Source organism: Prosthecobacter vanneervenii (assembly GCF_014203095.1).
GTDB lineage: Bacteria > Verrucomicrobiota > Verrucomicrobiia > Verrucomicrobiales > Verrucomicrobiaceae > Prosthecobacter > Prosthecobacter vanneervenii.
On the sequence record NZ_JACHIG010000001.1, the window covers coordinates 382,587 to 408,594 of the forward strand.

The window sequence follows — 26,008 nt, forward strand, 5'->3', positions numbered from 1 at the left end:
GACACGTGTTTGCACGGGGAGTTCCGTATTATCATGGAACAACCCCAGCTGCGGCCATGAAAACGATTGTTGCTCTTGTCGATCTGTCTGATCTCGCTTTCAAAATTCTCAAGCTGGCGCATCAGCTTGCGGCTGCGCTCAAGGCGCAGGTGGTCATTCTGCATGTCGTGCCGCTGGAGCCGGTGGTGGTCGACATGGGAGTGATGGCACCCAAGGTGATGCAGGAGCCGGAAGAAGAGCGGGTGCAGATGCAATATGAGCAGCTTCTGGAAATGCGGGACTCCATGATGAAATTTGGCGTGGATGCCGTTGTCCGGCAGCTGGAGGGGGCGGACCTTGAGGCCGTGCTGGCCGAGATCAAGACGCTGCATGCGGACATGGTGATGCTTGGCTCAAACCACCACAGTGCTTTTTACAGGCTGTTAGTCGGCAGCGTTTCGGACGATATTTTGAAACATGCGGAATGTCCGGTCCTCGTGGTGCCGGCGGATGCGGTGCCGCAGAAGACTAGCACTGGTGCTTTCATCAATGCACCCGCTGGGCCGCTGTAATTTGACGCCCCCTATCCCAAGAAAGCCTTCGGTTCATCGTCATGCAGCGTGAAATCCAATCACGCCACCATGAGTACTCACGATCCACATCATTCGTCCGAGTCAGGTCATCAGGTGCCTCCGGGCTGGGAGCGGTTTCAGCCGCCGCATGTGGCGGAGCCAGTGCTGCAGGCGGTGATGGTTGAGGAGTCTGCCCCACAGCCTCGCATACCTCCAGCATTCTCACACCCGCGCACCCCGGCCTGGTTGCGCTGCTGGCGGCAGATGGGTGGTGGTTCGCTCATGCTCAGCATCGCGGTGCATGTGGGTTCGCTGCTGCTGGCGGGTTTGTTCATCGTCGGCAGCCAGATCGTGAAGCCTGAGGTGGATTTCATTCCTGCAGGAGTGAGCAAGGCAAGCAAGGAAGCTGCACGCACGCTGGAATATCGCGTGAGCACGAAGAACCATGCCACGATGATGAGAAAACCGCCGCAGTCGCGCGTTGTTGTGGAGCCAAGTGAAGGCCCCAGACTAATGAATGCCTATGACATGCCTTTGCCTGACGCAGGGCCAGGGATTGTGGTGGCTGGTGTCAAGGTGAGCACTCAGGTGTTTGTTGGCAGATCCAGTTTGGATGGCCTTGGGCCGTCTGCTGCCGTGTTTCGTGGGCCCAGCATATTCAGCGGTCGCTGTTCCATGCAAACACGCCTCGAAAAACTCCGGCAGAATGGCGGCACGCCGGAATGTGAGCTGGCGGTGTCGCGCTCACTGGCGTGGCTTCAGTCGCAGCAAAATGCCGATGGCTCCTGGGGCCGCACCAACAAGGCCGCCATGACGGGCCTCACGCTGCTCTGCTACCTGGGGCGCTGCGAGACGCCGGAGTCGCCCTTCTACGGCGAGAACGTGCGCAACGGCCTGCTCTATCTGGTGGAGCTGGCGCGGAGGAATCCGCACGGCCTCGTATCCGAGCAGCCGCTGGCCAATTCCGCCACCTATGAGCACGGCATCGCCACCTATGCGCTGGGGGAGCTGTATTCGTTTTACCGCCTTGGAAACAGCAGTTTGCCCGGACTGCGGGAGGCGTTTGAGAAAGGCGTGCGCCTCATCATCGACCAGCAGAACCCGCGCGGTGCCTGGACCTACGGCGGCAAGGACGCTGGACTAACTTATGCCTACAACAAAGAAAGCAGCAGCGAGGACCTTTCCGTGAGCGGCTGGCAGTTTCAGGCACTCAAGGCCGCGAAGCATACGGGGCTCAAGATTGAGGGGCTGGATGCCGCTATCAAGCGCTGTTGTGACTACCTGGAGTCCAAGCAGACGAAGGACGGCGGCTTTGGCAAAACCAACCGCGACGAGCACTACAACCAGTGGAGCCTCACCGGCTGCGGCGTGCTGGGCCTGCAGACGCTGGCGGATCACAAGGCCACCGCTGTGAAGAAAGGCATCCGCTTTCTGCGCGAGTTCCTCAGCAGCGAGCCTCTGGACTGGGAGCGCAACTGCAACCTCTACTGCTGGTACTACTACACCCAGGCCTTCTTCCAGGCAGGCGGTGACGACTGGAAGTTCTACAACTCACAGTTTCTGCCACAGATCCTCGGCGCGCAGAATGCCGATGGTTCCTTCAAACGTGGCCGCCCCAACTGGCCAGCAGGCGATGCCGCCGATGCCATCTACCGCCAGTGCCTCTGCACTCTGCAACTGGAGGTTTACTACCGCTACCTCAAGGTCGCAGACCGGGGGGAGAGTTTGATCTTTGAGCGGTGAAGGAAAGCCCGAACCATGCAAAGCGGCCCCCTCAACCTCAAAAATGTTGCCGCAGCTCTTCAATGAGCACCCAAAATGTTGCCGGCATTTGGCGTGTTTTTGGAGCTGGCCATTCCTCTGCATGCCATCTCATGCCATGACCTGCGCTGTCATGCTGCCACCACCAGCGGCTGAAAGGTGAAATGTTGCATGTTGCACATCCTATACTTGCAATATGGCAACATTTTGGCCGGAGCGGGCTCGCGCCTGCGAGAGGTAAGGGCCTGCGTCAAGTGATGAGATGCTTCATGTGGGTGACATGTGAATGTAATCATAGAACATGGTATATTATGACCTGTAAAAGATGGGGGCAGAGTGGTCCGCATAGTCCTCTGTGCGGCTCGCCAGCCCCTGATGCACCATTCACCCGCAGGCAGCGCAGAAGTCTGTGCGCATGGGTGCTGCATTTACTCTCGTAGCAGCCTCTTCGCGCAGGCGGGGGCATTGCGTGTTTAGAAAAGATGAATCCGCAGTGTGAGTGGGCATTTCGCGAAGTTTATGGAAGAAAGTAAGTCCTGGGCTGCTCGAACCGCACAGGGGACTGTGCGGACCAGTTTGCTGCCGCCCGACACAGGTCTCCTTGCTTGATGGTCATTACATGCTTGCCAGAGGGCCTGCGCCGCAGCAGAGGCGTAGGGCGGAGAAGTCAGGCCAGGGCTGTCTCTCGCTGGCAGGTGGGTGGGCTATCCTCATTGGCCCCGTTTGAGGCCTCCAAAATGTTGCCAGGGGTCTCATTGATAGCCCTCAAAATGTTGCCATGATTTCACGCCACGCCTTCCCTCTGCTGCCACGGGCTGCCATGCTGTGCCACAGGATGCCATCCCTTTTGGCGGCTAAAGTGGGAATGTTGCCATGTTGCCGTGTATAGGACGTGCAACATGCAACATTTCGGCTGGCACGGGACTTCGGGCTGGAGGCCAGGCTCAGCGGCTCAATCGAACACCACGGTCTTGTTCTTGAAGACCAGCACGCGCTCGCGGACGTGCCACCACAGGGCTTTGGCGAGCACGGTTTTCTCCAGGTCGCGACCCAGGCGCACGAGGTCGTGCACGCTGTCTTCGTGGCTCACACGCATCACGTCCTGGTGGATGATGGGGCCTTCGTCGAGGTCGGCGGTGACGTAGTGGCTGGTGGCGCCGATGATCTTCACACCACGCTGGAAGGCCTGGTGGTAGGGTTTGGCTCCCACAAAGGCGGGCAGGAAGCTGTGGTGGATGTTGAGGATGCGGTGCGGGAACTCCGCGATCATCGCCGGGCTGATGATCTGCATGTAGCGCGCGAGCACCACGGTGTCGATGCGCTGCTGGCGCAGCAGCTCGATCTGCGCGGCCTCCTGTTCCAGCTTGTTCTCCTTGGTGATGGGGAAGTAGTGGAAGGGGATGCCGAAGCGCTCCGCAGCGGGGCGCAGTGTCTCGTGATTGGCCACGATGAGCGGGATGTCCACAGGCAGGTCGCCGGATTCATGGCGGGCCAGCAGGTCGTAGAGGCAGTGGTTCTCCTTGGTGACAAAGAGGGCGATGCGCTTGCGCTGGCTGGCAAAGCTCAGGCGCATCTGCATCTCGTGCCGGCGTGCCAGGGGCTGCAGGCGGGCCTCGATCTCATCATTCTCCAGCGTGAAGTTTTCCAGGCTCCATTCCAGGCGCATGAAGAAGGCATCCTGCTCGGAGTCGATGTGCTGCTGGAGGTCGATGATATTCCCCTGATGCGAGAAGATGAAGCCGGTGACATCGTGCACCAGGCCGGGGCGGTCGGGGCAGTGAATGAGGAGGGTGGCGATGTCTTTTGAGGCCATGGCGGGAAGGGGACGGGAAAATTAAGAACGAGCGGCAGCGGGGAAACGGGTGCAGATTCCGTGCCCGTCGATTAGGCTGGGGATCTGCTCGGCGTGGCGGCCGGAGGCGATGATGCACTCCACACCGCCGTGTACGGCATCCTGCACAGCGCGCAGCTTGGAGATCATGCCGCCGGTGCCGAGGGCGGATTTTTCCTCTTCGGCGTGGTGGATCACTTCGTCCACATCCGCCACCACGGGGATGGGGCCTTCCTCGGGCTTCTTCATGTCGCGCAGCAGGCCGGGGGCGCTGGTCAGCAGGATGAGCACGTCGGCTCCCCAGAAACGGGCCACGCGGGAAGAGAGCTTGTCATTGTCTCCATAGCGCAGCTCCTCGATGGCCACCGAGTCGTTTTCATTGATGACGGGCACCACCTGGGTGAACTCAATGAGGCGGTCCAGCACCGCCTTCACACGCGGGGCGCGGTCTTCGTTTTCAAAGTCCTCGTGCGTGACGAGAAGCTGGGCCACGTGCAGGCCGTGATCCCGCAGCAGGGACTCGTAGGCGTGCATGAGGTGTGTCTGGCCCACGGCTGCCAGCGCCTGCAGGGTGGTCACGTCTGTGGGGCGCTGCTTGAACTCCAGCGGTTTCAACCCCGAGGCCACGGCACCGCTGCTGACCACCACAACGCTGTGCCCGGCACGCCGCAGCAAGGCCACAGCCTCCACCAGCTTGCGCAGCTGCACGGGATCGGGTTCAGGCGCGTCTTTGCGCGTGAGGATGCCGGAGCCGAATTTGAGAACAATGCGCTTGGGGGACATGAGAAGTCTGGAGGTGGCAAAAAGGGGCGGCGAATATGGCAGGCTGTGCTGCGATGCAAAGGGCAAATGCCGGAGGGTTGGCCTCAAAAAGGCGCAAAAACTCACAAAAGGTAAGCATACCTATGCACAGGCCAAGCTAGGGCAAAGCAGGCTGCAGATTTGGCAAAAAACTCAGAAGCCGAATGGCCCTGAGTTTTTGTTCCTTTTTTGCGCTTCTTTGTGGCCAATCGTCAGCTTACCACCGCACCACGGAGCTGGCCCAGGTGAAGCCGCCGCCGAAGGCTACGAGCAGGACGACATCGCCTTTCTTGAGGCGTCCGGCCTTGTTGGCTTCGTCCAGGGCCACGGGGATGGTGGCGGCGCTGGTGTTGCCGTATTTGTCCAGGTTCATGAACACACGCTCCAGCGGCAGGTTCAGGCGCTCGGCGATGGCGCTGATGATGCGCGCATTGGCCTGATGCGGGATGACGAGGGCCACGTCAGAGGCGCTTAGTCCGGCCATTTCCAGAGCCTGCTGGGAGGCCTCCAGCATGCGGGTCACGGCATGCTTGAAGGTCTCGCGCCCTTCCATGTGGATGGTATTGGGATGGGACTCGACGTTTTCCGGAGTGATCGGGCAGGCAGAGCCGCCGCCGGGGACCTTGAGCACATCGGCCAGGGTGCCGTCGGTGCCCATCACGGTGGAGAGCACGCGGCCAGGAGCGTCCGTTTCCTCGTCGGCACGGCGGATGACCACGGCACCTGCGCCGTCGCCAAAGAGTACGCAGGTATTGCGGTCCTTCCAGTTGATCAGGCTGCTGAGCTTTTCAGCGCCGATGACCAGGGCGGTGGTGCGGTTGCCAGTGTTGATGAAATGGCGCGCCACCTGGAGGGCATACAGGAAGCCGGAGCAGGCGGCGGAAACGTCAAAGCACACGGCGTTGCTGGCCCCGATCTTCTTCTGCACAAAGCAGGCGGTGGAGGGGAAGAACATGTCCGGCGTCACGGTGGCCACGATGATGAGCTGGATTTCCTCAGGGGAGACTCCGGCGCTTTCCATGGCCTTGCGGGCGGCCTCGGCGGCCAGGTCGCTGGTGGCCTGCTCAGCTGCGGCGATGCGGCGCTCCTTGATGCCTGTGCGGGAGGTGATCCACTCATCGGAAGTGTCCACGATTTTGGACAGATCATCGTTGGTCAGGACTTTCTCGGGCATGTAACTGCCGGTGCCAATGATGCTGGAGGCGCAGAAGGGCTGGGAACTAGGAGCGGGCATGGAGGGAGATGGAATGGGCGGTGGCGGCGGCCTCGATGTGGGGCCCCACCTGGTGTTGGATGGATTCGCAAGCCTGCCGTATGGCGTTCTTCATGGCAAATGGAGATGCACTGCCATGGGCGATGATGGTGATGCCCCGCAGGCCTAGGAGCGGCATGCCGCCGACCTCGTCGGGGTTGGTGCGAGTGTGTACGCGCTTGAAGGCAGGCTTGGCCAGGAGGCCACCGATTTTGGTCCAGAAGGAACTCTTAATTTCACTCTTCACCATGCTGAAGATGGAGTGGGCCAGGGCCTCGGCGTTTTTGAGGATGACATTTCCGGTGAAGCCGTCGCACACGACGACGTCTGGCGGGGTGTCCCACACGTCGTGACCTTCCACATTGCCGATGAAATTGATGCCTGCGGTGTGGCGCAGCAGCTTGCTGGTCTCCTTGCAGAGGGCGTTGCCTTTTTCCTCCTCGGTGCCGTTGGACATGAGACCCACGGTGGGGTTGTCACGTCCCAGCACATGCCGGGCAAAGGCGCTGCCCATGATGGCGTTTTGCACCAGATGGGCGGGCTCGCTGTCGGGATTGGCCCCAGCGTCGATGAGCACCCAGTGCTTGGTCAACGAGGGCATGATGGAGGCGATGGCGGGCCGCTCGATGTGGGTGAGGGTGCGCAGCTTGATGAGGGAGGCGGTCACGGCGGCACCGGTATGCCCGGCGCTGACCACGGCTTCTGCCTTGCCATCCTTTACCAGGTTCACGGCCACACTGATGGAGCTGTCTTTCTTTTTGCGGACGGCGTCCAGGCCGCTGTCCGCCATGTCCACCACCTGGCTGGCGGGGACGATTTCCAGCTTGGGGCTGGAGACTCCCTGGGCCTTCAGTTCTTTTTCAATGGCGGCCGGATCGCCCACCAGAAAGAGCTTGGTGATGGCAGGCAGCGATTCGAGGGCGAGTTTGACGCCGCCGATGGGGTTTTGCGGGGCGAAGTCGCCCCCCATGACATCCAGTGCGATCTTCATTCCTGCGGTTGCGTGAGAGTCTTCAAGAGTATCGAGTTACGAGTCCTAAAGCGCGCAGAGGCGGGAATGCAAACGGGAGTTTTTTTGACCATGAAGTCAAAAACTGAGCATGAGTGCAATGGTTGCGCTTTCAGCACGGAAAACAGGCCGTATTGCGCCGGGGCGCTGTGTATGGGGCCTTACCTGCTGCTCCGTTCCGCCACCTGCATTTCCTGCACACTCAGGCACTTCTGGTAGAACTTCTGCGCCAGCTCTTCGCAGGCTGCATTAAAGGCGCCGGGATGCTGGGCCTGCTGTCTGGAGACAAAGATGAGATGCACGCCTGGGTCCGACCACGGGCGGAAAGTAGCGCGCACATAAGCGGGGTAGTCCGGCAGCAGGTGGCCGTCCTGCAGGAAGAACTCACGGAACCAGTTTTTGCCATCAGTGAGCACATCGGGGCTGCCTTCCACCGGTTGCAGCTCGATGCCCCGGTATTTCAGGCACACATTCAGAGTGTGGTGGCGGTCGCGGCTGGCGGAGCTGTAGCAGGCCAGACCGATCTCGTCCGGTTGGCCGGGCAGGCGGACCTCGTAGCAGTTGGGCGAGATACAACGGGAGAGCATGCCAGCCGGGGGCTCCCAGTTTTTGAGGCCAAAGGCCAGCAAAGTGGAGGCTAAAAAAGGCAGGGCCAAGCAGGCCATGAATACGGTCTGGCCAGCCCGGGCGGCTAGATATGCCCCGAGGTGCACAGGCTCAGGCTGCGGCTCCGGCGCTGGGACAGAGGCTGGGGCGGCAGGTTGGGCGGGACTTTCACCAGACCGCCAAGCCCATGCCAGCCCCACTCCTGCCACAGCCCACGACCACGATTGCATGGCCACCAAAGAGTGGGTGCAGGCCAGGCAGGCGGCACCAGGAATGCTGAAAACCCAGTGCTTCTGTACCAGCAGGGGGCATATCAGCAGCCAGGGCAGCCAAAAGGATTCCATGCCCACCACGGCGATACCCAAGCCCGCAACCACCCAAGCAGCCAGCGGCCATGTCGCGAAGCGGGCGCTGCCCTCGACCAGCCGACAGTGGGAAAGGCTGATGATGGCCGCCAGAGTCAGCAGCGTTGCATTGGGGGTGCCCGCCATGGGGGCCAGCAGCGCCACCACCGCAGCGGCGTGCAGGGTTTCCATCAGACCAGCGGAGGCAGGACGGTGGTCTCTAGGTGTGATGAGGGCGATAAACGGCACCAGCCACATAAAGCCCATGAAGTAATGCGTCTGCGGGCTCTCCACACCGGGATAGGCCACGGTGCGGTAGGTCAGCAGCGTGAGCACGCGCAGTACATTGGCCGCCACGGCAGCCGGCACCATGCCCGCCATGCAGAGCCAGAAGCGCCAGGCTCGGTTCTCACGGCGGTTGACCCACACCGCCAGCGCCAGGAGGATGAGCAGGAGATTGATCCCGGCGCAGTCACGTGTCCAGGGTACCATAAGGCGGCCCACGCGCAGCTCATCGCCGCAGTCAGCCGCATCGTTGCCCAGCCACTGCAGCGCGTGCAGGACGATGGGGCGTGTAAAATCCACCACCATGTCCTTTGACTGCGTGAGGTGCACCGCAGCCGCCACCGCCACGGCGGCAATCGTGGTGCGCAAGCTGGCGGCAGTGGGGCGGAAGGCCATGGCGGTGGTGGGTGGTGATGTTTGACGGGTATTTCAGGCTTACGCCGCCTGCTTCCGACGTGCGCGCACCTGGCGAAGGCCGATGACACCGGCAAAGGCGGCCAGCAGAGTGACCGGCGGAGCGGGGGCTCCGGGAGCGGCTGCCACGGCGGTCTGTCCCAGACTCCATTTGGTGCCTGCCAGGGTGTCCTTGGTGACCTTGGTGGTGGTAGTCCCGTTTACGATGGCCACAGGAATGCCGGGCAGCGCACCGTCCACCAGCGGATTCCATGCTGTGGTGCGGCTGGTGTAATTGTCTGACTCGAAGCCGGAGGAGTTATTGTTGGTCAGCACCACCTTGTTCCAGGCCGTGTTGGCATCCCCAAAGAAGTTGATAAAGGCAAAGGGCTCGTTTCGGTCCTGTGAGCGATCCTTGGGATTGCCATCGTAACTTGAGGGCAGGAGGTTCATGAGGCTGCTGGTGGTGAAGGTGCCCACCAGCGTGGAGTTTTCGTAAAACTTCAGCACATTGCTGGAGTCTCCGGCAGACCACCACATGCCGAAATAGGAGGAGTCTTTGTTGAGCGTCAGCGTGCTGCTGAGCACACCGGTGCCGGCTCCCTGCAGAGAATATTTGGTGCCGTTCGGATTGGCTGCACTGGCGGCACCGCCGTAGATGTCGGCATTTTTGACGTAGAGCTGGTCAAAGCTGCCCACACCGCTCCAGGAGACGTTTTTGTCCACCCCGGTCTTCAGATCGTCAAAAGTGAAGACATTGGTGTTTTTCAGGGTGGAGAGGTTCGACTCTGGATTCTCCGCGTAGGTGATGATGAGTTCGGCGCTGGCAGGCAGCGTTGTGGCGGTGAGCAGGATGGATAGTATGGCTGTTTTCATGAGGCCTTACTTCTCGTTCTCTTTGGAAATCCCGAAAACTCCCACAGATGTGGGGGGATGAAGGGAACCTAATGAGGCCTCTTTACGGGCCAATTCATATGGGAAGAAGGTTTAAATTTTCCCGTTTCAGGCCCTGCATTGTTTGGCGTCGCAGACACAAAAAACGGGAGCGCGGCGTCCGCACTCCCGTTGAAAAATGAGCTGGTATGGGACGCTTAGTATACGCCTTCCACGATGGTCTTTTCCATGGCACCAAAGGGGCGCACATCGGCCACGCCATCCCAGGCGTAGGGCGCGCGGGGCTTGCGGCGCATGGCTTCATCACGCTCCAGGAAGCGGGGCATGAAGAACTCTTTGGTCAGAGTGGTCAGCTCCACGCGGCCCCAGGCGTCGTATTCCACGGTGGTGTCGGTCTGCTTCGGATCCACCACGCGCAGCACAGCACGCGGCTGAGGAGCGTAGTAGGTCACGGAGAAGTTGTCCTCGGGCTGGATGGGCACGCTGGCGGCCAGGCCCATGAGAGTGTTGCCATAAGTGGGGTAGAAGCCGATGCGGTTTTCCAGCACCTCTTCAACGATGAAGCGCACATACTGTGGCGTCATGGTGGTGCCGCCCACGAAGCAGCCACGGATGCCGGCGTCGTAGAGGTCGACCTTCTCGGCCAGGGCTTCCAGAAGCTTGGGCGTGGTGAAGATAGCGGAGATCTTGCGGTTTTTCAGCAGCAGCACGGCTTGATCCACCACGTGGTCCATGTACTGGCGCGCCACGTCGAACTGCTTGTTGGAGATGAGCTTCTTCACGAAGCGGGGGTCGAGATCGACGAAGTAGCAGGAACTGCCGCGATAGTTGGCCAGATGCTCCACGGCCAGGCGCAGGCGGCGGGGGCCGGTAGGGCCGACCATGATCCAGGATTCACCCGGGGGGAAGTGCTTGTCGTCCAGCTTGTGGCTGAATTCCTCGTAGTCCACGCGGAAGTCGTTCCAGCCGATGCGCTGCTTGGGCATGCCGGTGGTGCCGCCGGTTTCGAAGATGTTGAAGGGCTTGCCCTTGAAGGCGGCGGGCACCCAGACCTCGGGCTGCAGGTCACGCAGCCACTCATCCTGGAAATGGGGGAACTGGGCCACGGTGTCCTCATAGCTGTTCACCTTGCCACGCGGGTCGAAGTTCTTCTTGGCCCATTCCAGCCAGAACTGGCAGCCGGTCTCGGGGGAGAAGTGCCAGTTGATGATTTCACGGACTTGGTTGTCGAGCTGGGCTTTGGCTTCGTCTGGGGTCATGGGGGGGCAGGGTGATTGGAAGGCGTACTTTGAGAAGGGAGGTAACAAACGAAAGTGAAAAACGCTCCCTTTCGCGGAATGGACGGGAAAAGATTGAAGCAATTTTGGGGTGTAAGCGTCTGTTTCGGCGGGGCAACCACCCACTTCCCACCATGAAACTCCAACGCGTCATCTCCGCCTCTCTCATCGTGCTCACCCTGAGTTCCTGCTACTACGGCCCAGCCTATCGTCCTGTCTACGGTCGTCCTGTCGTGCGTCCGGTGCCGGCACCAGTGATTATCCCTGTGGGCGCAAGGCCTTACTACCACGGCGGTGTGCGCTACTACACGCACCGTGGCGTGTGGTATCGTCCGCATGGCGGCGGGCACATCATCTGCCCGCGTCCGTTTTAATCCGGACTGAAAGCGAACACTGGCGCGCCGCGTGAATGATGCTCTCATGCGGCCCGACCGCCCTTCGGCAGCACGCTTTGGCCGTGCTGCCGGACCGGGGCGCTGACGCCTTTCGCTGTTTATTCAATGAGCCTCTCTCAAGACGACAATACCGCGCTCTTTCGCAAAGCATGGACCCTATACGACGCCATCTCCGAGAAGAACTACATGTTCCACCAGGAGATTTACGGTCATGTATCCGACCTCCTGCAGCAGCGCCATGCGCAGGGGCCCTACCACCTTTTGGACCTCGGCTGTGGCAATGCACGCTTTCTCGCCCCGTGCCTGAAAACCGCGCCGCCTGCCAGCTATGATGGCGTGGACCTCTCCGCCTCAGCGCTGGAGGAAGCCCGCGGCTACCTAAAGGGTATGTCCAACACCGCGCTGCATCACAAGGACATGCTGCAGGCTGTGGAGGACACCGACTGCGCCTTTGATGTGATCTTCTCCGGCTTTGCCGTGCATCATCTGAATGCTGCGGACAAGCAGCGCCTGCTCACCGCCTGCGCCGAGCGCCTGGTCCCTGGAGGGCAGCTCATCCTGGTGGATGTGCTGCGCGACGAAGGGCAGACCCGCGAGCAGTATCTGGAGGGCTACCTTGGCTTCATGCGCAACGAATGGCGGGAAGTGCACCCCGAGCATCTGAACGAAGCCTGTGCGCACGTTGAGGCCTATGATTTTCCTGAAACGCTGGCCGACATCGCGCAGATGGCGCAGCAGGCCGATCTCAAGGCACCTGCGGTGATAGGCAGCTACCGGCAGCATCACATCCTGCGCTTTGTCGCCTGATGAAAGAGGCTCTGCGCGCGGCTCGTTTGCCTAGGCTCACCACCCCCAGATGATCCGCCGCGCACTCCTAGCCTCCGCATGTCTTTCCGCCGCAGGTGCTGCGGACCTGACGCACTTTGAGCAGCGCATCCGCCCGCTGCTCATTGAGAACTGCATCGAGTGCCACGGCCCGGACAAGCAGAAGGGCGGCCTGCGCCTCGACTCCCGCGCCGGATGGCAGACCGGCGGCGACTCCGGCCCCGCGCTGGTGCCTGGAAAGCTGGACGAAAGCAAGCTCTGGCACGCCGTCTCCTACCTGGACCGCGACCTGAAGATGCCGCCCAAGCGCAAGCTCAAGGACAGCGAGATCTCCGATCTGAAACTCTGGATCGAATCGGGTGCGCCTGATCCGCGCGATGAGGTGGCCGGCAGCACCAAAGGAAAATCCGCACGTGCAGACGCCAGTTTCTGGTCCTTCCAGCCTCCACGCGATGTGCCACCGCCTGCAGTACTAAACACCGACTGGCCTGCGAACGACATCGACCGGTATATTCTGGCAAAGCTGGAGTCGCAGCAGATGCAGCCCGCGCCTGATGCCAGTCCCGCCGTGCTGCAGCGCCGTCTGGCCTTTGACCTCACCGGGCTGCCACCTGATCTCTCCCAGCCTGCGCCGCAGACGCTTGCGGAGTATGAAAAGCGCGTGGACGAGTTGCTGGCCTCCACCGCCTTTGCCGAGCGCTTTGCCTCTCACTGGCTGGACATCACCCGTTTTGCGGAATCCTCCGGCGGCGGGCGTTCGCTACCCTTCAAAGATGCCTGGCGCTTCCGCGACTACGTCATCGAGGCCATTCGCGACAATGTGCCGCTGGACCGCATGATCACCGAGCATCTGGCGGGAGACATTCTCCCAGCCGCCGATGCCGCCGCACGCCGCAGGCAGGTGACTGCCACCGGTTTCCTTGCCCTGGGCCCCACCAACTACGAAGAGCAGGACAAGGGCATGCTGCGCATGGACATCGTGGATGAGCAGCTCGACACCATGGGCCGTGCTTTCCTCGGCATGACGCTCGGCTGCGCACGCTGCCACGATCACAAGTTTGACCCCATCTCCGCACGGGACTACTACGCACTGGCTGGAATCCTGCGCAGCACCAAGACGCTGCGCAACTACACCGACAACGTGGCGCACTGGATCGACACACCGCTGCCCATGGATGGCGAGGCAGAGGTGGCACTGCAGAAACACGAAAAGCAGGTGGGCGCGCTCAAGGAGCAGATCGCTACGATCAAGGACAGCCTGCGGGATGCCGGCAGCGCGGATCTGCGCACGCGCAGAACGATTTCCATCAGTGATCTTCCCGGCATCGTAGTGGATGACACCGCCGCGCAGAAGGTGGGCATGTGGAAGCAGTCCACCAGCTACGCGCCCTACATCGGCAGCGGTTACTTGAGCGACAACAACGAAGGCAAGGGGGAGAAGACCGTGTCCTTCACCCCCAAGATTCCCAAGACCGGGCGCTATGAGGTGCGCCTGGCTTTCAATGCCGGTCCCAACCGTGCAGAAAGCGCCACTGTGACCATCCTGCATGCCGACGGCGAGGAACTGAAAGCGGTGAAGATGGTCACGGATTCCCTCAAGGGGCTGCAATTTGCCTCTCTGGGCACCTATCGCTTTGAAGCGAACGGCCAGGGGTTTGTGCTGGTTTCCAATGCCTCCTCTCAGGGTTTCGTGACCGTGGATGCGGTGCAGTTTCTCCCGGCAGACGAGACCGTGGACGACGTGGTGGCAAAGAAAGAGAAGGACAAGGAATCTCCCACCGCCGTGAAGCTCAAGAAGCAGCTGGCAGAGCTGGAAAAGGAGCTGAAGGCCGTGCAGAAAGGCGGACAGGACCGCCCCGAGGCCATGTCTGTGGCGGAAGACACCGCGCCGGAAGACGCCAAGATCCACATCCGTGGCAGCATCCGCAATCTCGGAGCCGTCGTGCCGCGCGGCTTCATCCAGGCTGCTCTGCATGGCACCGCGCCCGCTATTCCCACCAACGCCAGCGGCCGCCTGCAACTGGCGCAGTGGCTCACCTCCCGTGACAATCCTCTGACCGCGCGCGTCATGGTCAATCGCATCTGGCACTGGATCTATGGAGCGGGCATTGTGCGCACCACGGACAACTTCGGTTCCACGGGAGAGGCCCCCAGCCACCCCGAACTGCTGGACCATCTGGCCGTGCGCTTTATGGAGGATGGATGGAGCCTCAAGCATCTCATCAAGCAGATGGTCATGAGCCACACCTACCGCATGGCCTCCACACATGCAGCCACCACCGATCCGGACAACCGCCTGCTGAGCCACATGAACCGCAAGCGCATGGATGCCGAGTGCCTGCGCGATGCCATGCTCAGTGCTGCTGGCACGCTGGACCGCAGCTTTGGCGGCCAGGGCATCAGTGAGGCCAAGGCCGTGGATGCCAACGATCAGAAGATTCAGAATCTGGAATACGGCTACGCTTTCCAGGACACCCGCCGCAGCCTGTACACAGCCGCCTTCCGCAACGTGCGCCACCCGCTTTTTGAGGTCTTTGACTTTGCGGACATCAACCAGCCCATCGCACAGCGCACTACCAGCACCGTGGCTACGCAGGCGCTCTTCCTCATGAACTCCCCCAAGGTGATCGAGCAGGCCCGCAGCGCTGCTGATGTGGTGCTCAAGTCCGCGCCTGACACGGATACGCGCATCGGTACCGCCTTTCGCAACTCCCTGCAGCGCCAGCCCACGGAAAAAGAGCGCGCTCTCGTGCGCGAGTTCATTGAGTCCAGCCAGTCCGGCAACGCCACCCCGGAAGACATCCGCGATCTCTGGGCTCGCTTCATCCAGGATCTCTGGTCCACACCGGAGTTCCGGTTTCTGGATTGATCCAGTACGATGGTCACTCCTGCTCGTCGATCAGCGCGGGATAAACGCCCCACCTAACGAGTAACAGAGCACCCTGTTTGCGAACTCACGCCTTTGCAGCAAAGAACTGCACCGTCCCCGTGGCATGCAGCACGCACATGACACCGGCGCCCGTGGTGATCAGGGCGGTGATCAGCGTGGTGAAGCGGTGCTTCTGAATCCAGGCCTCCGAGTACTCCAGGTCCAGCGGATGCACCACCAACCAGCCTTTGAGCAGGCAGAAGTTGAATAAGCCGATGGCAAAAGAGATGAAGGCAACCAGCCAGCCGATCATAAAGCGTGAGTGTTTTATATTGGGGTGAACCCCTCTGACTAACGCCGTTGGAGGCAGAAATCAAGACGGATGCGCCGGGTGTTTGTCACGGCTTCCACCAGGCATCCAGTTTGGCGCTGAGAACTTTCACTTTGTCAGCATTCTCCGCTGCCAAGTTTTTCTCCTCCTGCGGGTCCGCTTTCAGGTCATAGAGCTCCACCACGTCCTTGGGCTGGTTGGCCGCGTTGGGGATGATGAGCTTATCGTGTCCATCGACGATCCAGCGCCAGCGCAGGCTGGTGGCGGGCACGTTGAGGTCCACAAAGTTGTGCGTGAAGCACTCGCCGTAGAGCGTCTTGCGGGCGCTGACGGCAGTGGTGTCCAGAAGGTCGATGCCAGGAAAGGGCTTCGTCGGCGGGATACCGACAGCCTTGAGCAGCGTGGGCACGAGGTCGATGGACTGCGCCAGCTCATCACTCATCTTCGGCTGCACATGGCCGGGCCAGCGCACCATGATGGGCGTACGCAGGCCACCGTCATACTGGCTTTGCTTGGACTTGTCCGCATATCGGCCGGTCTTCGGGTTGGTGATCCAGCCGTTGTCGCTGAGATAGACAAAGATGGTGTTTTCCTTCATCCCGTTGTCGTCGATGTGCTTGATCAGCTCGCCGCAGGTTTCGTCAAACCACTCCACCATGGCCCAGTACCTGGCCACGTGGGGGCTGGGCGTTTTGTCCTTGTACTTGTCAAAGAGTCGCTGCGGCGGCGTGTGGGGATCGTGCGGCATCATGGGCGCATACCACACAAAGAAGGGCTTCTTCTCCTTCTGTGCCGTGGCGATGAAGTCATAGATGGGCTGCATGGTCTTGCGGCCGATGTCCAGTCCCGCATCGCCGTGGCGGCCGCCGTGCGTCATGCCGTGGGTGAAGCCACCTCGCTCGTAGCTTTTCTGCCACCACTTGCCGGTCTGCAGGCTCAGATAGCCCTTTTGCTTCAACATCGTCGGCAGCGTGCCGGCTTCTTCCAGGTGCTTGCTCATCACCTCGCGTCCTGCCTCAAACTGCAGGCTGCTTTGAAACTCACGCGGTTTCATTCCAGCGGGAATGGGCGGGTCATTGCTGGTGACTTTGTGCTGATGCGGATACAGCCCGGTGATCATCGTGGCCAGGCTGGGGCAGCACAGGCTGCAAGGCACGTAGCCACGTGTGAAGGTGAGGCTCTCCGAGGCCAGGCGGTCCAGGTTCGGCGTCTGGATGACTTTGTTTCCCATGAAGCCATAGTCGCTGTACAAATGATCATCTGAGATGATCATGACGATGTTTGGCGGCGGCTGCGCATCGGCGGCCACGAGAAAGCTGGGCAGGGCAAGCAACGAAAGAAAAAGACGGCGTATCATGAGCATGGTTGGGCGCATGGGAACGCCGGCGCCGCATGGCATCTTGCCAGAAGGTGGGGCAGGTGGTTGAATGACGGGGATGGACGAAAATGAGATTCCGCGATCCAACCCACGCGCTACAGGCCGCTGGTGGAAGATATGGCTGGCCACCACCCTCATCCTGCCTGCCGTGGTCGGCGCTTTGGGGTCTCTGTTTGGAGAGGTCTTTGGGTTCTTTATCTTTGCGCTAGGCCTGGCGGACCTGATGGTGCATGAGTGGGCGTGCAAAAAGCTGGCTCCGCCGAAGAGCTGGCTGTACTTCTTTTTGATGTTTGGTGGCGGGGTGTTGATAGTTTCATCTTTTTACTCAGGCTGCCTCGTAGGCAGAACACATCCTTGAACAATGACCGAAGAATCTGCACCACCACCTTCTCCGGCAAAGCCCGTGCCCCCTGAGGCCGGACGCCTGTGGGCGGCATGGCTGCTCTCCACTATGGTCTTGCCATCAGTGGCGGGGCTTTTTTTGAGTGTGGGATCGGTCTACGCTTATGTATGCATGCTGCTGCTGGTTTGCGCCAGCTTAGGCCTGCATTTGGGGGCATGCATCCGGCTGGCTCCTGAGCTTACCTGTCTGTCCTTTTTTCTGGCAGTCGGCGGCTGGGTGCTCATGGCGGCGTCATTTTTCGCTGGCTGCGTGCTTATGGCGATACGCTAAACTCAGGTCATGTCCGACTCCCCACCTCCGCTCCCACCGTCGTCGCAGCCTGCGCCACCACCCGCCGAAGGTGTCTGGTGGCTGGCGTGGATTATCGCCACCGTGATCGCTCCCGGTGCTGCGGTGCCTGTCTCCAATGGTTTGCCGCCTACTGAGATCAGCGTGGCATCATGCTGGACGGCCGCAGCAGCCATCCTGATTTTGCACATCGTCGCTTCTGTCAAACTTGGCAGGAATCGCTCGGGCTGCATGGCTGTGGCGCTGACGTTTGGCGGCTGGTTGCTCATGCTAACCTCCTTTTTTGTGGGCTGTGTGTCGATGATGAACAACATGAGCCACCGATGACCGCAACACTGCTCAAACGTACCACCTCACGCTGTCCGCAGTGCCACCGGCCTTGCCCGGCCACGGTGGAGCAGCAGGACGGCAAAGTGTATCTGAAGCGCCGCTGCATCGCGCATGGAGAGTTTAGTGCCTGCATTGCCAGTGATGCGCGCTTTTACTGGTTGGCACAGGGCAAGGAGGAAAACCGCTGCTGCTCCGGCGGTGCGTGCTGCACGGCGGAGGGAACGTCCGCCGGCACGATGGGACGCAACGCGGAAGGGCGGGGGACCAATTCCATCGAAACGCTCTCCACCTGCCTGGCGCTGATCGAGATCGTCAACTCCTGCAATCTCGCGTGCCCCACCTGCTACGCGGATTCGCCCGTGGGCATTGGGTCCAAGGTGGACGCCATCCCGGTGGCGGACATCCAGGCGCGGGTGGATGGCGTGATCGCACGCAAAGGAAAGATCGAAATCCTCCAACTCTCCGGTGGCGAGCCCACGCTGCACCCACAGCTCACCGAACTCTGCCGCTGGGCCAAGGCGCATGAGAAGATCGACTTCCTGCTCATCAACTCCAACGGTGTGCGCTTTGCCAAAGACCCCGAGCTGAGCCATGAGCTGGGAGCCATCTTCCACAATGGCGGCCTGCAGGTGTATCTGCAGTTTGATGGACTGCAGGAGGCCGGGCACAAGGCTCTGCGCGGTGCCGACCTTCGCGAGGTGAAGCAGAAGGCGCTGGCCAATCTTGCCGCGGCAAACATTCCCGTCACACTCGCCATGACCGTGACGCATGAAAACCTGCCTCATCTTTGGCAGACCGTGCGCTTTGGCCTGGAGGATGCGAACATCCACGGCATCACCTTTCAGCCGGAGTTTCTCAGCGGGCGCAATCATTTGCCCACCGCAAAGCAGCGCCTGAACACAGCAGACATCCTCATGGCAGCCGTGGAGCAATCCCAGGGGCAGCTCCGCTACGAGGACTTCACGCCGCTTCCGTGCGGAGACCCCAACTGCGCCACCATCGGCTACCTCATCCGCCGCGAGGGGCAGGTGTGGCATGTGAGTGACTTCCTCGACTTCAGCAAGCTGCAGGGCTTTTTGCAGGACAAGATCCACTATACGCTGGCAGACCTGGCCCAGTGCGGCTGTGAAAACGAGCCGCTCGGCGAACTGCTGAAAACCATGGAAAAGACGCGCAGCATGGCCTTTCGTCTGATGGTCAAGCCCTTCATGGATGCCTGGACCTGGGACGAGGACCGCATCGACCGCTGCTGCACGCATGTGATCCGCCCGGATGGCAAGCTGGACTCCTTCTGCCGCTACTACTCCGGCTTTGCCGACACTCGCCAGGCCCTGTGAATCCCTCCCCACAGCATCAGTTTCTTCCCGGCAGCCCGGTCTATGCCCTGTGCATGATGCTGGGCGTGGTGATCGGCGCGGTGTTCTGGTACCGGCGGGCGAAAGGCCAGAGCGAGATGCTGCTCATCTACCTCGGCGCATTGATCGGCGGCTTTGCCGGGGCCAAGGTGGCCTACCTGCTGGCGGAGGGCTGGCTGGAGTGGCAGCAGCCGGACCGTTTACTGCGCTGGGCCACGGGCAAGTCCGTGCTCGGCGGCCTGTTAGGCGCATATGCCGGGGTGGAGTGGGTGAAGCATCTCGTGGGCCACCGCAGCTCCACAGGAGATGCCTTTGCCGTCATCGTGCCTGTGGGCATCCTCCTCGGGCGCGTGGGCTGCTATGTTAACGGCTGCTGCCTCGGCAGGCCGGTGGCCGGTGTCTTTGCCATGCGGGATGTGCATGGCGTTACGCGCTGGCCCGCACCGTTTGTCGAGGGCGCGTTCCAGGTGGTCATCCTTGCCATCATCCTGCTGTTGCAAAAGCGCGGACTGCTGCGGGACCGTCTGTTTTTCCTCTACCTTGCTGCCTACGGGGGCTTCCGTTTTGCACACGAATTCATGCGCGACACGCCCAAGATCTGGCTCGGGCTCAGCGGCTACCAGTTCATCTCCGCAGCGACAGCAGCGCTGGGGCTCTTCATGATCTGGCGGCGGACGAAATCAATGCAGGCGGTAGGCTGACACTTTCTCAGGACTAGCGCTGCCGCTCAGTTCCTTGCCGCTATGGCAGCGCGGTAATTGGCCAGGGCACGGAAATATTCGGCTTGGGCTTCCACCTCTAGCACCTTGGCGTCAAAGCTGGCCTGCTCACGGATCTGCAACGCCAGCAGGTCGGTGGCACCCTGCTTCATGCGCTCGGCCTCAGCGTTGGCAAGCTGCTGGGCCAGTTCCACGTTCCGCCGTGTCTGCTGCAGCACCTCGTGTGCGGTGTGCAATGCGCTATGGGCATCGCGCACATCTGCGGCGATCCGCTCACGAGCAAAGCGCAACTCCTGGTTCAGGCGCTCGATCTGCGCCTGCGCCACGTCCACGCGACCCTTGGCCTCGCGGCGTTGCAGCGGCACTTTGAATTCGATCTTGGCCTCCACCTCGGTTCGCTCGATGTCGCGCGGCGTTTTGCCAGTGACTCCTTGTGCGGCCTGAACGCCCACCTCCAAGCTGGGCAGCAGGTTGTTCTTGGCCAGGCGGAGGTCGATCCCCGTCTTTTCCAGCGTTAGCTCGATGCGCCGCATCTCCGGGCGGAAGATCAGCGCCCTCGCGATGTCTGCCGTGAGCTGTGACTCCCCTGGGCGGTCATGCTCAGGAAAGGCTGAGGGCACGCGGGAGCGCTTCGCCAGAATGGGCTCAGCCGTGCGGGCATCCCGGTAAAAAAGCGAAAGCTCGATGGTGGCGGCCTGAAACCGCCTCGTGGCCTGCACCACTGCGATCTCGCGGCTGACCACCAGTCGCTGATTGTCCACCTGCACGATGGGGGCCGAGGCACCGTTCTTCACTTGCTCGGCGATGGCTGAGTCGCGGTCTCTCGCCACGCGGAGCAGCGCCTCTGAAAGTGCGAGCCTCTTACCTGAGGCCAGCCAGCCATAGTAGGATATGGTAGCTGCCCGAACAAAGTCCAGGTACTGCCGCTGAATGAAGGGATCTGCCAGCTCCTGGTCGATTTGCGCCTGCCATAGAGAGGCGCGGCGGCGGTCGATGGTGCCATCCCGCAGCAGCGGGATACGAAAGCCCAACAGGCCTTCGCCGTCCACGCCGGTGCGGTCCTTGTTGTAGTTGGGCAGGAAGCCGCTGCTCAGGCGGTAGCCGCCGTACACACTGCCGCCCCAGTTGGTCAGCGGCTGCTCCAACATGGCGTAGCCTGTCTGCCCGTCGTAGTAGCCCGCTGGCGAAAAGGAGCTGCCTGCATTCAGATTCAAGTCAAAGGAGCCCAGCGCCTGGCGCACGCGTCCGTTGGCGATGTCCTGCTCGATCAGCGCCGCGAGGTAGGGCGGGTATTGAGTCTCGACGCTTTGGAGCACCTCTGTCAGCAGAAGAGGGCGTGCTTTCTCCTCCGGTGCAGCCTCCAGGCCGGATAAGGGCAGCACCAGTGCCACCACGGCAGCACGGCAGCGGCTCACGCGACGTCCAGTGTGCGGATTCATCATCATGCGTGTTTTCAGCATCATCTTCAATGTCATGGAGAAAATCATTTCTTGGTGGGATCCAGCTTGCCGTCCGCATTCGAGTACACCGGCGGGAAGCCGTTGATCTGCCGCCAGAGCTCAAACCAGAGCGGCACTTCGTTGAGCAGGATCCACGCATTTGCTCGTGTGCCCTGTCGCAGCCAGCGCTCGCGGTCCGGCCAGCCCACCTTCACGGGGCCTTTGCCGTCGCCGCGATCCACCACATCATCCGCCGGACCGATCAGCACGCGGAAGCGCCCCTGTCCATCGTCGCTGGCGTCCACAAACACCACCTCTCCTGCAAAGGTGCCGATGGCCAGTTGGGGCCAGCCAATCGTCTGCACCGCTGGCCAGCCTTCAAAGGCCAGGCGCACCTGGCTGCCGGGTGTCACCACGCCATTCTCCTCTGTGCGCGCGTGGACCAATGGCATGTCATTGCCGTCCACCCATACCTCCACATTGCGGCTGTCGCTTTCAGGTATGATCACGCAGATGAGCGAGCCCGGGCGCAGGTAGGTGCCATCCGTCACCGCCACCTGCAGCACGATGCCATCTCGCGGAACCTCCACCACCTGTCGCAGGTTTTGATTGATCTGTACATCGATCACCGAGAGGTCGCGCTCTGCCGTGGCCACCTCTGCCAGCGCGCTGCCCTTGGAAGCATGGATGCTGGCGATCAGCGCATCCATGTCATTACCAGTGCGCTTCAGCGCCGCCTCGGCGGACTTCAGGTCTGCGCTCGTAGCATCCCTTTGCAGCTTGGCCAGCTCCAGGCTGCGCTGGGACTCCAGCTGCTTGTTAAAAAGCTCCTGTGTACGTGTGAAGTTCAGCTGCGCTGTCTCCGCCGCAATTTTGGCCCCGGCCACGCGCTGCTCTGCGCCATCGATGGCCTGTGCCTTGGCCAGTTCCTGCTGCGTGATCTGCGCTGTCAGCGACTCCACACGCCCTTGGGCAAAGTCACGTCGGCTTTCGATGGCCTCGCGCTGTGCTTTCAGGTTGTTGATGAGGTTGGGGTCGTTGTCTTGGATCTCGATGATCAGCTCCCCCTTTTTGACCCGCTGGCCTTCGGTGATGTGCAAATTGCGCACACGGCCGGACACCTGCGCCTCCACATTCACGCGACGGTCCAGCGGATTGAAGGCAATGACCCGCCCCGTCCCCGCAACAAACTGCCGCCACGGCAGAAAGAGCAGGGCCAGCACCCCTAGGATGAAGCATACCACCAGCACGCGGCTGAAGATGCGGATAAAGCGCGCCGGACTGGCCAGGCTGAGTGCCGGCAGCCGAGGGGCTGATGGAGTGAAAAAGGGGGCGGAAGATGGGGAAGGGGAATTCATGGCATCAGTCATCTGCGTCGTCTTCGTCTGGCTCATCATGGCATCAGGCGGCATGGGGCTGAGATATGGTGCCACCATTCAGATGGCAGGGGGCCAGTTCGATGATCTGATCGCACCGCGCACTGACCCGTGCATCGCGTGTGGCCACCACCACAGTCCACGGCTGCTCCTTGCCCAGGATGGCCTCGGAGAGCTGTGCAAAGGAGGCGTCGTCCATGTTGTCCAGCAGCTCATCAATCAGCAGCAGTCGCGGTCGTTGTGCTATGGCGCGCGCCAGCAGCAGACGCATGCGCTGGTTTCCGGAGAGTGGTGCACCGCCGATCTTCAGCCGTAGGCCCAGCCCCTCCGGACGCGCCAGCAGTTCCTCCAGCAGACCGGCCTGTTTCAACGCAGCGCGGATTTCATCCATGCCGATGTCACAGCGGCCAAGGCGCAGGTTTTCCACCACCGTGGCGTCCATGATCTCATCCCGGCGCAGCAGTTGAGTGCTCTCACGCAGAGCCTCCAGATCCCAGCTGCGCAGGTCCACGCCGTCCACCATCACATAGCCGGCGCTTGGCTGGCGCAGGCCGAAGAGGATGTCCAGCAGAGAGCTGGCTCCAGCTCCATGCGGCCCAACCACAGCGGCTCGCGTGCTGGCGGGGATGCTGAAGCTGCGCCCTCGAAAGAGCACGGCACCTGCATGATGTGCAAAAGACATGCCCCCCGCCACCACTTCCGCGCCGCCGCTGCTTCCATCGGCAGAGTTGCGACCTGCGGGCTTCTCCCCGCCCTCGCGCTCCGTCTCCAGGTCAAAGATGTGGCCCAGCTTGTCCATGGCCGCCATGGCATCATACCAGGCCTCCAGCTGCTTCCCCAGCTTGGAGAGGGAAGTCACGATGCCGCTCATGATGATCTCGCTGGCCACAAGTTGGCCCAGCGTGATCTGCTGGCTGATCACCAGATACCCGCCCACTACCAGCAGCGCTGCCGAGGCGACCACCTGAAGCGTCAGCAACCCCGCGATCTGGCGCATCAGCACACGGAAGTGCCGGCTGCGCGCCATCACATAGCCTGTGCTCAGCTCATTGGCGCGTTCGTGCGCCATACGGCTGCCTCCCGGCCCTTTGAAGAGAAAGGGGAAATGAGCCACCTCCTCAAACCAGTTCACCAGATCATACTTCATCCGCGACTCCTCGATGCTCGTGGCCACAGCTCCCCGTCCGAGCAGCCACAAGCTAAGAATGATCAGCCCAAGAAGCACCGCCGCAAAGAGCAGCAGCAGCGGATGATACAACGAGAGCAGCAGCATGCCGATGAGCCCGCCGAAGACGAGGTTCACCCCGTCCAGCAGCAGCATGGCCGTGGACTTCTGCGCCGTTACCACATCCAGAAAGCGGTTGACCATCTCCGGCGCATGCACCTCATCATGCACCTGGGCTTTCACTCGTGGCAGGCGGTAGGCCAGATCTGCCGCCGTGCGCACAAAGATGCGCCGCTGGATCACGTCAGAGACATAGTATTGAAAGGCTGTCACCACGGCCTGCAGCCCCAGGCAGCCAAACAACGCCAGAGACACCACCACCAACGCCTGAATATACGGGCGCGACTGCCCGCCGAAGGCCAGATTGCTCACGATTGCGTCCACCGCCAGCGGTACGGCCAGATATAGCAAAGCCGAGAAAATAGAGAATAACAGCAGCGTGCGCACTTCCTGCCGCTCGGCCAGCAGCAGGCCGATGAATCTTCGAGAAGGGCTTTCTCCGCCATGACCATGGGCTTCCGCAGAGCCATGGTCGCCTGTTGGCGCAGGATCCTGCAATGCGCTCATCGCCTGTGCTGGGCGGCTGGCATGCACGATTCCTGCCTCCACCACCGCATCCACGTTATTGAGTCCTAGCAGCCGCGCCAGCGCCTGGCGGGAGAGTGTCATGCGGTGGTCTGGATGCTCGTCTGCTGCCATGCGCAGGCGGAACCAGCCTGCGCTGGTGATCACACGCCAGCAGCTCTCTCCAGCGCTCCATATCACCACGGGAGAATCCTCCCTTGCGTGCCAAACAACTTCTCGCAGCGGCAGTCGCACGGGGGAAACCTGCATGCCTGCATCTGCCGCCGCGATACACAGCAGTTCCAGCGGCTCTCCCGGCAGGTCCTGCTTCCGGAGGGCATGTTCAGTGGCGAGACGTGCACGTTCCACATCCAGCTCAATGCCCAAAATGGCAGAGAGCTGCAGCAGTGTCGTGGATGACAGGGGGTGGGGTGGTGGGATTGAGTGTGTCAAAATGTTAGATAGGCTCGCGTCCTATACGCTTTTGTAGCACACTCGGATTCATTCGAGGAACTGCAAAAAGACGTCATGAATGTAACCTACTCATGCGCCAAAGTTTGGTGTTCAGCCGACAGCCTAACAAGGGGTAAAGAATCTCCGGAATTTGCATCTCATTGACGATGACTCAGCAATCTTTCATGAGTGGCAATGCATGAAATCAATGCTTGCGCATGGATGTGGTAACGACAGCCTATCATGGCCATGATTTGGAATTCCCCCCGGTGGCTGCTGCCGGTCTTTACACTCTGCCTGCTCACACTCACTTCCTGCCAGATGCACATGGGCTCTCTGGCTCACAGGGCCTTCAGTGGCATGACGGATCCTCTGACCTCTGAGCCGCTGGACTATCTGCCTTTTCCGGACCTGAAGCAGTGGGCGGCGCTGCCGGGCCCCATGCTGGAGGTGCAGGAAAACAAGCTTGTCTCCCGCAGCCTTTTCATTCGGGATGAGGAACTGCCAAAGGGCTCGCCAAAGGCTAGGCGGGCCAGTTCAGGCATCACCGGCAGGGCGGGGGATGTGATGGGCATGTTTACCTCGCTGCTGGCCATCGCCGCAGGCACTCACACGGAGGGCAATCTGGGCTCCATCGATGATACGAGGCGTCAGCTGGCAGTTAATGAATTTCCTTTCGTGCTGCTGCAGGGGGAAAAGCTGGTGTATGTGAAAAGAGACAGGCAGCCCTGGCCGGTGCTGGCGCGTGCGTCAGAGCGCAGCAAGGTCACGGTCATCACCAAGGACGGCACTTTTTTCGGTATATCCCAGCACATTCATTTCCGCAGCAACTCCACGGAGGTGGTGCTGGAGGGAGACCCCACCGTGCAGTCCGGCCAGCAGCACATCAAAGGTGTGCGGCCGGATGCGCTCATGATACTGGATTTCTCCAAGCGCCGCGTGCTGGTGAACGGTCCCGCGAAGGTGAAGAAGCTCTTCCGCTGAATGCAGAAACAGGCGTAAAAAAGGGGAGGGCAGCATCTGCCTTCCCCGGTGAATGAACTCAGGCTGCTGA

At 61.2% G+C, this 26,008-nt stretch carries 23 protein-coding genes; 11 read left to right on the top strand and 12 right to left on the bottom strand.

Annotation, left to right across the window (positions count from 1 at the left end; translation table 11 throughout):
* Positions 1-56 precede the first annotated feature (56 nt).
* Both HNQ65_RS01305 and HNQ65_RS01310 read left to right on the top strand, forming a co-directional pair.
* Positions 57-551 carry a universal stress protein gene (locus tag HNQ65_RS01305; RefSeq protein WP_221306007.1) on the top strand — a complete coding sequence of 165 codons (495 nt, stop codon included), beginning with the start codon at positions 57-59 and terminating at the stop codon, positions 549-551.
* 69 nt (positions 552-620) lie between these two features.
* Positions 621-2,294: a prenyltransferase/squalene oxidase repeat-containing protein gene (locus HNQ65_RS01310; RefSeq protein ID WP_184337595.1), complete on the top strand. Its 1,674-nt coding sequence runs from the start codon at positions 621-623 to the stop codon at positions 2,292-2,294.
* A gap of 970 nt (positions 2,295-3,264) precedes the next feature.
* Here the strand turns inward: HNQ65_RS01310 and purU are convergent.
* The 7 genes from purU to HNQ65_RS01345 all read right to left on the bottom strand — a co-directional run bounded on the left by purU (position 3,265) and on the right by HNQ65_RS01345 (position 10,986).
* Positions 3,265-4,125, bottom strand: a complete 861-nt coding sequence (gene purU, locus HNQ65_RS01315; RefSeq protein ID WP_184337596.1) for a formyltetrahydrofolate deformylase — start codon at positions 4,123-4,125, stop codon at positions 3,265-3,267.
* Positions 4,126-4,146: 21 nt separating this feature from the next.
* Positions 4,147-4,926, bottom strand: coding sequence for a glutamate 5-kinase (proB, locus tag HNQ65_RS01320; RefSeq protein ID WP_184337598.1), 780 nt, complete (start codon positions 4,924-4,926; stop codon positions 4,147-4,149).
* Between the two features lie 235 nt (positions 4,927-5,161).
* Entirely contained in the window at positions 5,162-6,178 is a 1,017-nt protein-coding gene (locus tag HNQ65_RS01325; protein ID WP_184337600.1) for a beta-ketoacyl-ACP synthase III, read from the bottom strand.
* Complete coding sequence (gene plsX, locus HNQ65_RS01330) at positions 6,165-7,187, bottom strand: phosphate acyltransferase PlsX (protein WP_184337602.1); 1,023 nt, start codon at positions 7,185-7,187, stop codon at positions 6,165-6,167. The genes HNQ65_RS01325 and plsX overlap by 14 nt, the downstream gene beginning before the upstream one ends.
* Positions 7,188-7,366: 179 nt before the next feature.
* Positions 7,367-8,836, bottom strand: coding sequence for an exosortase Z (gene xrtZ / locus HNQ65_RS01335; protein ID WP_184337604.1), 1,470 nt, complete (start codon positions 8,834-8,836; stop codon positions 7,367-7,369).
* A 39-nt stretch (positions 8,837-8,875) separates the two neighbouring features.
* Positions 8,876-9,709, bottom strand: coding sequence for an Npun_F0296 family exosortase-dependent surface protein (locus HNQ65_RS01340; RefSeq protein WP_184337606.1), 834 nt, complete (start codon positions 9,707-9,709; stop codon positions 8,876-8,878).
* Positions 9,710-9,924: 215 nt separating this feature from the next.
* The gene (locus HNQ65_RS01345; RefSeq protein ID WP_184337608.1) at positions 9,925-10,986 is read right to left on the bottom strand and encodes a hypothetical protein; all 1,062 of its coding nucleotides are present in this window, start codon (positions 10,984-10,986) and stop codon (positions 9,925-9,927) included.
* Between the two features lie 152 nt (positions 10,987-11,138).
* Between HNQ65_RS01345 and HNQ65_RS01350 the strand changes: the two genes are divergently transcribed.
* The 3 genes from HNQ65_RS01350 to HNQ65_RS01360 all read left to right on the top strand — a co-directional run bounded on the left by HNQ65_RS01350 (position 11,139) and on the right by HNQ65_RS01360 (position 15,093).
* Complete coding sequence (locus HNQ65_RS01350; RefSeq protein ID WP_184337610.1) at positions 11,139-11,378, top strand: hypothetical protein; 240 nt, start codon at positions 11,139-11,141, stop codon at positions 11,376-11,378.
* A gap of 126 nt (positions 11,379-11,504) precedes the next feature.
* Entirely contained in the window at positions 11,505-12,206 is a 702-nt protein-coding gene (locus tag HNQ65_RS01355; protein ID WP_184337612.1) for a class I SAM-dependent methyltransferase, read from the top strand.
* Between the two features lie 49 nt (positions 12,207-12,255).
* Entirely contained in the window at positions 12,256-15,093 is a 2,838-nt protein-coding gene (locus tag HNQ65_RS01360; protein ID WP_184337613.1) for a DUF1553 domain-containing protein, read from the top strand.
* An 85-nt stretch (positions 15,094-15,178) separates the two neighbouring features.
* On the opposite strand, the gene HNQ65_RS01365 is transcribed toward HNQ65_RS01360, so the two are convergent.
* On the bottom strand, positions 15,179-15,406 hold the full coding sequence (locus tag HNQ65_RS01365; protein WP_184337616.1) for a hypothetical protein: 228 nt from the start codon (positions 15,404-15,406) through the stop codon (positions 15,179-15,181).
* Positions 15,407-15,491: 85 nt separating this feature from the next.
* Positions 15,492-16,781: a sulfatase family protein gene (locus tag HNQ65_RS01370; protein ID WP_246437471.1), complete on the bottom strand. Its 1,290-nt coding sequence runs from the start codon at positions 16,779-16,781 to the stop codon at positions 15,492-15,494.
* Between the two features lie 79 nt (positions 16,782-16,860).
* Between HNQ65_RS01370 and HNQ65_RS01375 the strand changes: the two genes are divergently transcribed.
* The 5 genes from HNQ65_RS01375 to HNQ65_RS01395 are packed head-to-tail and all read left to right on the top strand — an operon-like array spanning position 16,861 to position 19,879.
* Positions 16,861-17,160: a hypothetical protein gene (locus HNQ65_RS01375; RefSeq protein WP_184337620.1), complete on the top strand. Its 300-nt coding sequence runs from the start codon at positions 16,861-16,863 to the stop codon at positions 17,158-17,160.
* Positions 17,161-17,163: 3 nt separating this feature from the next.
* Positions 17,164-17,475: a hypothetical protein gene (locus tag HNQ65_RS01380; RefSeq protein ID WP_184337622.1), complete on the top strand. Its 312-nt coding sequence runs from the start codon at positions 17,164-17,166 to the stop codon at positions 17,473-17,475.
* Positions 17,476-17,484: 9 nt separating this feature from the next.
* Complete coding sequence (locus HNQ65_RS01385) at positions 17,485-17,820, top strand: hypothetical protein (protein WP_184337624.1); 336 nt, start codon at positions 17,485-17,487, stop codon at positions 17,818-17,820.
* Positions 17,817-19,160, top strand: coding sequence for a radical SAM protein (locus HNQ65_RS01390; RefSeq protein WP_184337626.1), 1,344 nt, complete (start codon positions 17,817-17,819; stop codon positions 19,158-19,160). The genes HNQ65_RS01385 and HNQ65_RS01390 overlap by 4 nt, the downstream gene beginning before the upstream one ends.
* Entirely contained in the window at positions 19,157-19,879 is a 723-nt protein-coding gene (locus HNQ65_RS01395) for a prolipoprotein diacylglyceryl transferase family protein (protein WP_184337628.1), read from the top strand. Before HNQ65_RS01390 ends, HNQ65_RS01395 begins: the two co-directional genes overlap by 4 nt.
* Positions 19,880-19,905: 26 nt before the next feature.
* Here the strand turns inward: HNQ65_RS01395 and HNQ65_RS01400 are convergent, their stop codons facing one another.
* The 3 genes from HNQ65_RS01400 to HNQ65_RS01410 are packed head-to-tail and all read right to left on the bottom strand — an operon-like array spanning position 19,906 to position 24,954.
* Positions 19,906-21,372 carry a TolC family protein gene (locus tag HNQ65_RS01400; RefSeq protein WP_184337630.1) on the bottom strand — a complete coding sequence of 489 codons (1,467 nt, stop codon included), beginning with the start codon at positions 21,370-21,372 and terminating at the stop codon, positions 19,906-19,908.
* A gap of 8 nt (positions 21,373-21,380) precedes the next feature.
* Positions 21,381-22,748, bottom strand: a complete 1,368-nt coding sequence (locus HNQ65_RS01405; protein WP_184337632.1) for an HlyD family secretion protein — start codon at positions 22,746-22,748, stop codon at positions 21,381-21,383.
* The gene (locus tag HNQ65_RS01410; RefSeq protein WP_184337634.1) at positions 22,738-24,954 is read right to left on the bottom strand and encodes a peptidase domain-containing ABC transporter; all 2,217 of its coding nucleotides are present in this window, start codon (positions 24,952-24,954) and stop codon (positions 22,738-22,740) included. The genes HNQ65_RS01405 and HNQ65_RS01410 overlap by 11 nt, the downstream gene beginning before the upstream one ends.
* 249 nt (positions 24,955-25,203) lie before the next feature.
* Between HNQ65_RS01410 and HNQ65_RS01415 the strand changes: the two genes are divergently transcribed.
* Positions 25,204-25,938 carry a hypothetical protein gene (locus HNQ65_RS01415; RefSeq protein WP_184337636.1) on the top strand — a complete coding sequence of 245 codons (735 nt, stop codon included), beginning with the start codon at positions 25,204-25,206 and terminating at the stop codon, positions 25,936-25,938.
* The last annotated feature ends 70 nt before the right edge of the window (positions 25,939-26,008 follow it).

Bases quoted from the DNA above. Each gene is read 5' to 3' on its own strand.
- HNQ65_RS01305 (WP_221306007.1), top strand. From the start codon at position 57: ATGAAAACGATTGTTGCTCTTGTCGATCTGTCTGATCTCGCTTTCAAA.
- HNQ65_RS01310 (WP_184337595.1), top strand. From the start codon at position 621: ATGAGTACTCACGATCCACATCATTCGTCCGAGTCAGGTCATCAGGTG.
- purU (WP_184337596.1), bottom strand. From the start codon at position 4,125: ATGGCCTCAAAAGACATCGCCACCCTCCTCATTCACTGCCCCGACCGC.
- proB (WP_184337598.1), bottom strand. From the start codon at position 4,926: ATGTCCCCCAAGCGCATTGTTCTCAAATTCGGCTCCGGCATCCTCACG.
- HNQ65_RS01325 (WP_184337600.1), bottom strand. From the start codon at position 6,178: ATGCCCGCTCCTAGTTCCCAGCCCTTCTGCGCCTCCAGCATCATTGGC.
- plsX (WP_184337602.1), bottom strand. From the start codon at position 7,187: ATGAAGATCGCACTGGATGTCATGGGGGGCGACTTCGCCCCGCAAAAC.
- xrtZ (WP_184337604.1), bottom strand. From the start codon at position 8,836: ATGGCCTTCCGCCCCACTGCCGCCAGCTTGCGCACCACGATTGCCGCC.
- HNQ65_RS01340 (WP_184337606.1), bottom strand. From the start codon at position 9,709: ATGAAAACAGCCATACTATCCATCCTGCTCACCGCCACAACGCTGCCT.
- HNQ65_RS01345 (WP_184337608.1), bottom strand. From the start codon at position 10,986: ATGACCCCAGACGAAGCCAAAGCCCAGCTCGACAACCAAGTCCGTGAA.
- HNQ65_RS01350 (WP_184337610.1), top strand. From the start codon at position 11,139: ATGAAACTCCAACGCGTCATCTCCGCCTCTCTCATCGTGCTCACCCTG.
- HNQ65_RS01355 (WP_184337612.1), top strand. From the start codon at position 11,505: ATGAGCCTCTCTCAAGACGACAATACCGCGCTCTTTCGCAAAGCATGG.
- HNQ65_RS01360 (WP_184337613.1), top strand. From the start codon at position 12,256: ATGATCCGCCGCGCACTCCTAGCCTCCGCATGTCTTTCCGCCGCAGGT.
- HNQ65_RS01365 (WP_184337616.1), bottom strand. From the start codon at position 15,406: ATGATCGGCTGGCTGGTTGCCTTCATCTCTTTTGCCATCGGCTTATTC.
- HNQ65_RS01370 (WP_246437471.1), bottom strand. From the start codon at position 16,781: ATGATACGCCGTCTTTTTCTTTCGTTGCTTGCCCTGCCCAGCTTTCTC.
- HNQ65_RS01375 (WP_184337620.1), top strand. From the start codon at position 16,861: ATGGACGAAAATGAGATTCCGCGATCCAACCCACGCGCTACAGGCCGC.
- HNQ65_RS01380 (WP_184337622.1), top strand. From the start codon at position 17,164: ATGACCGAAGAATCTGCACCACCACCTTCTCCGGCAAAGCCCGTGCCC.
- HNQ65_RS01385 (WP_184337624.1), top strand. From the start codon at position 17,485: ATGTCCGACTCCCCACCTCCGCTCCCACCGTCGTCGCAGCCTGCGCCA.
- HNQ65_RS01390 (WP_184337626.1), top strand. From the start codon at position 17,817: ATGACCGCAACACTGCTCAAACGTACCACCTCACGCTGTCCGCAGTGC.
- HNQ65_RS01400 (WP_184337630.1), bottom strand. From the start codon at position 21,372: ATGACATTGAAGATGATGCTGAAAACACGCATGATGATGAATCCGCAC.
- HNQ65_RS01405 (WP_184337632.1), bottom strand. From the start codon at position 22,748: ATGCCGCCTGATGCCATGATGAGCCAGACGAAGACGACGCAGATGACT.
- HNQ65_RS01415 (WP_184337636.1), top strand. From the start codon at position 25,204: ATGATTTGGAATTCCCCCCGGTGGCTGCTGCCGGTCTTTACACTCTGC.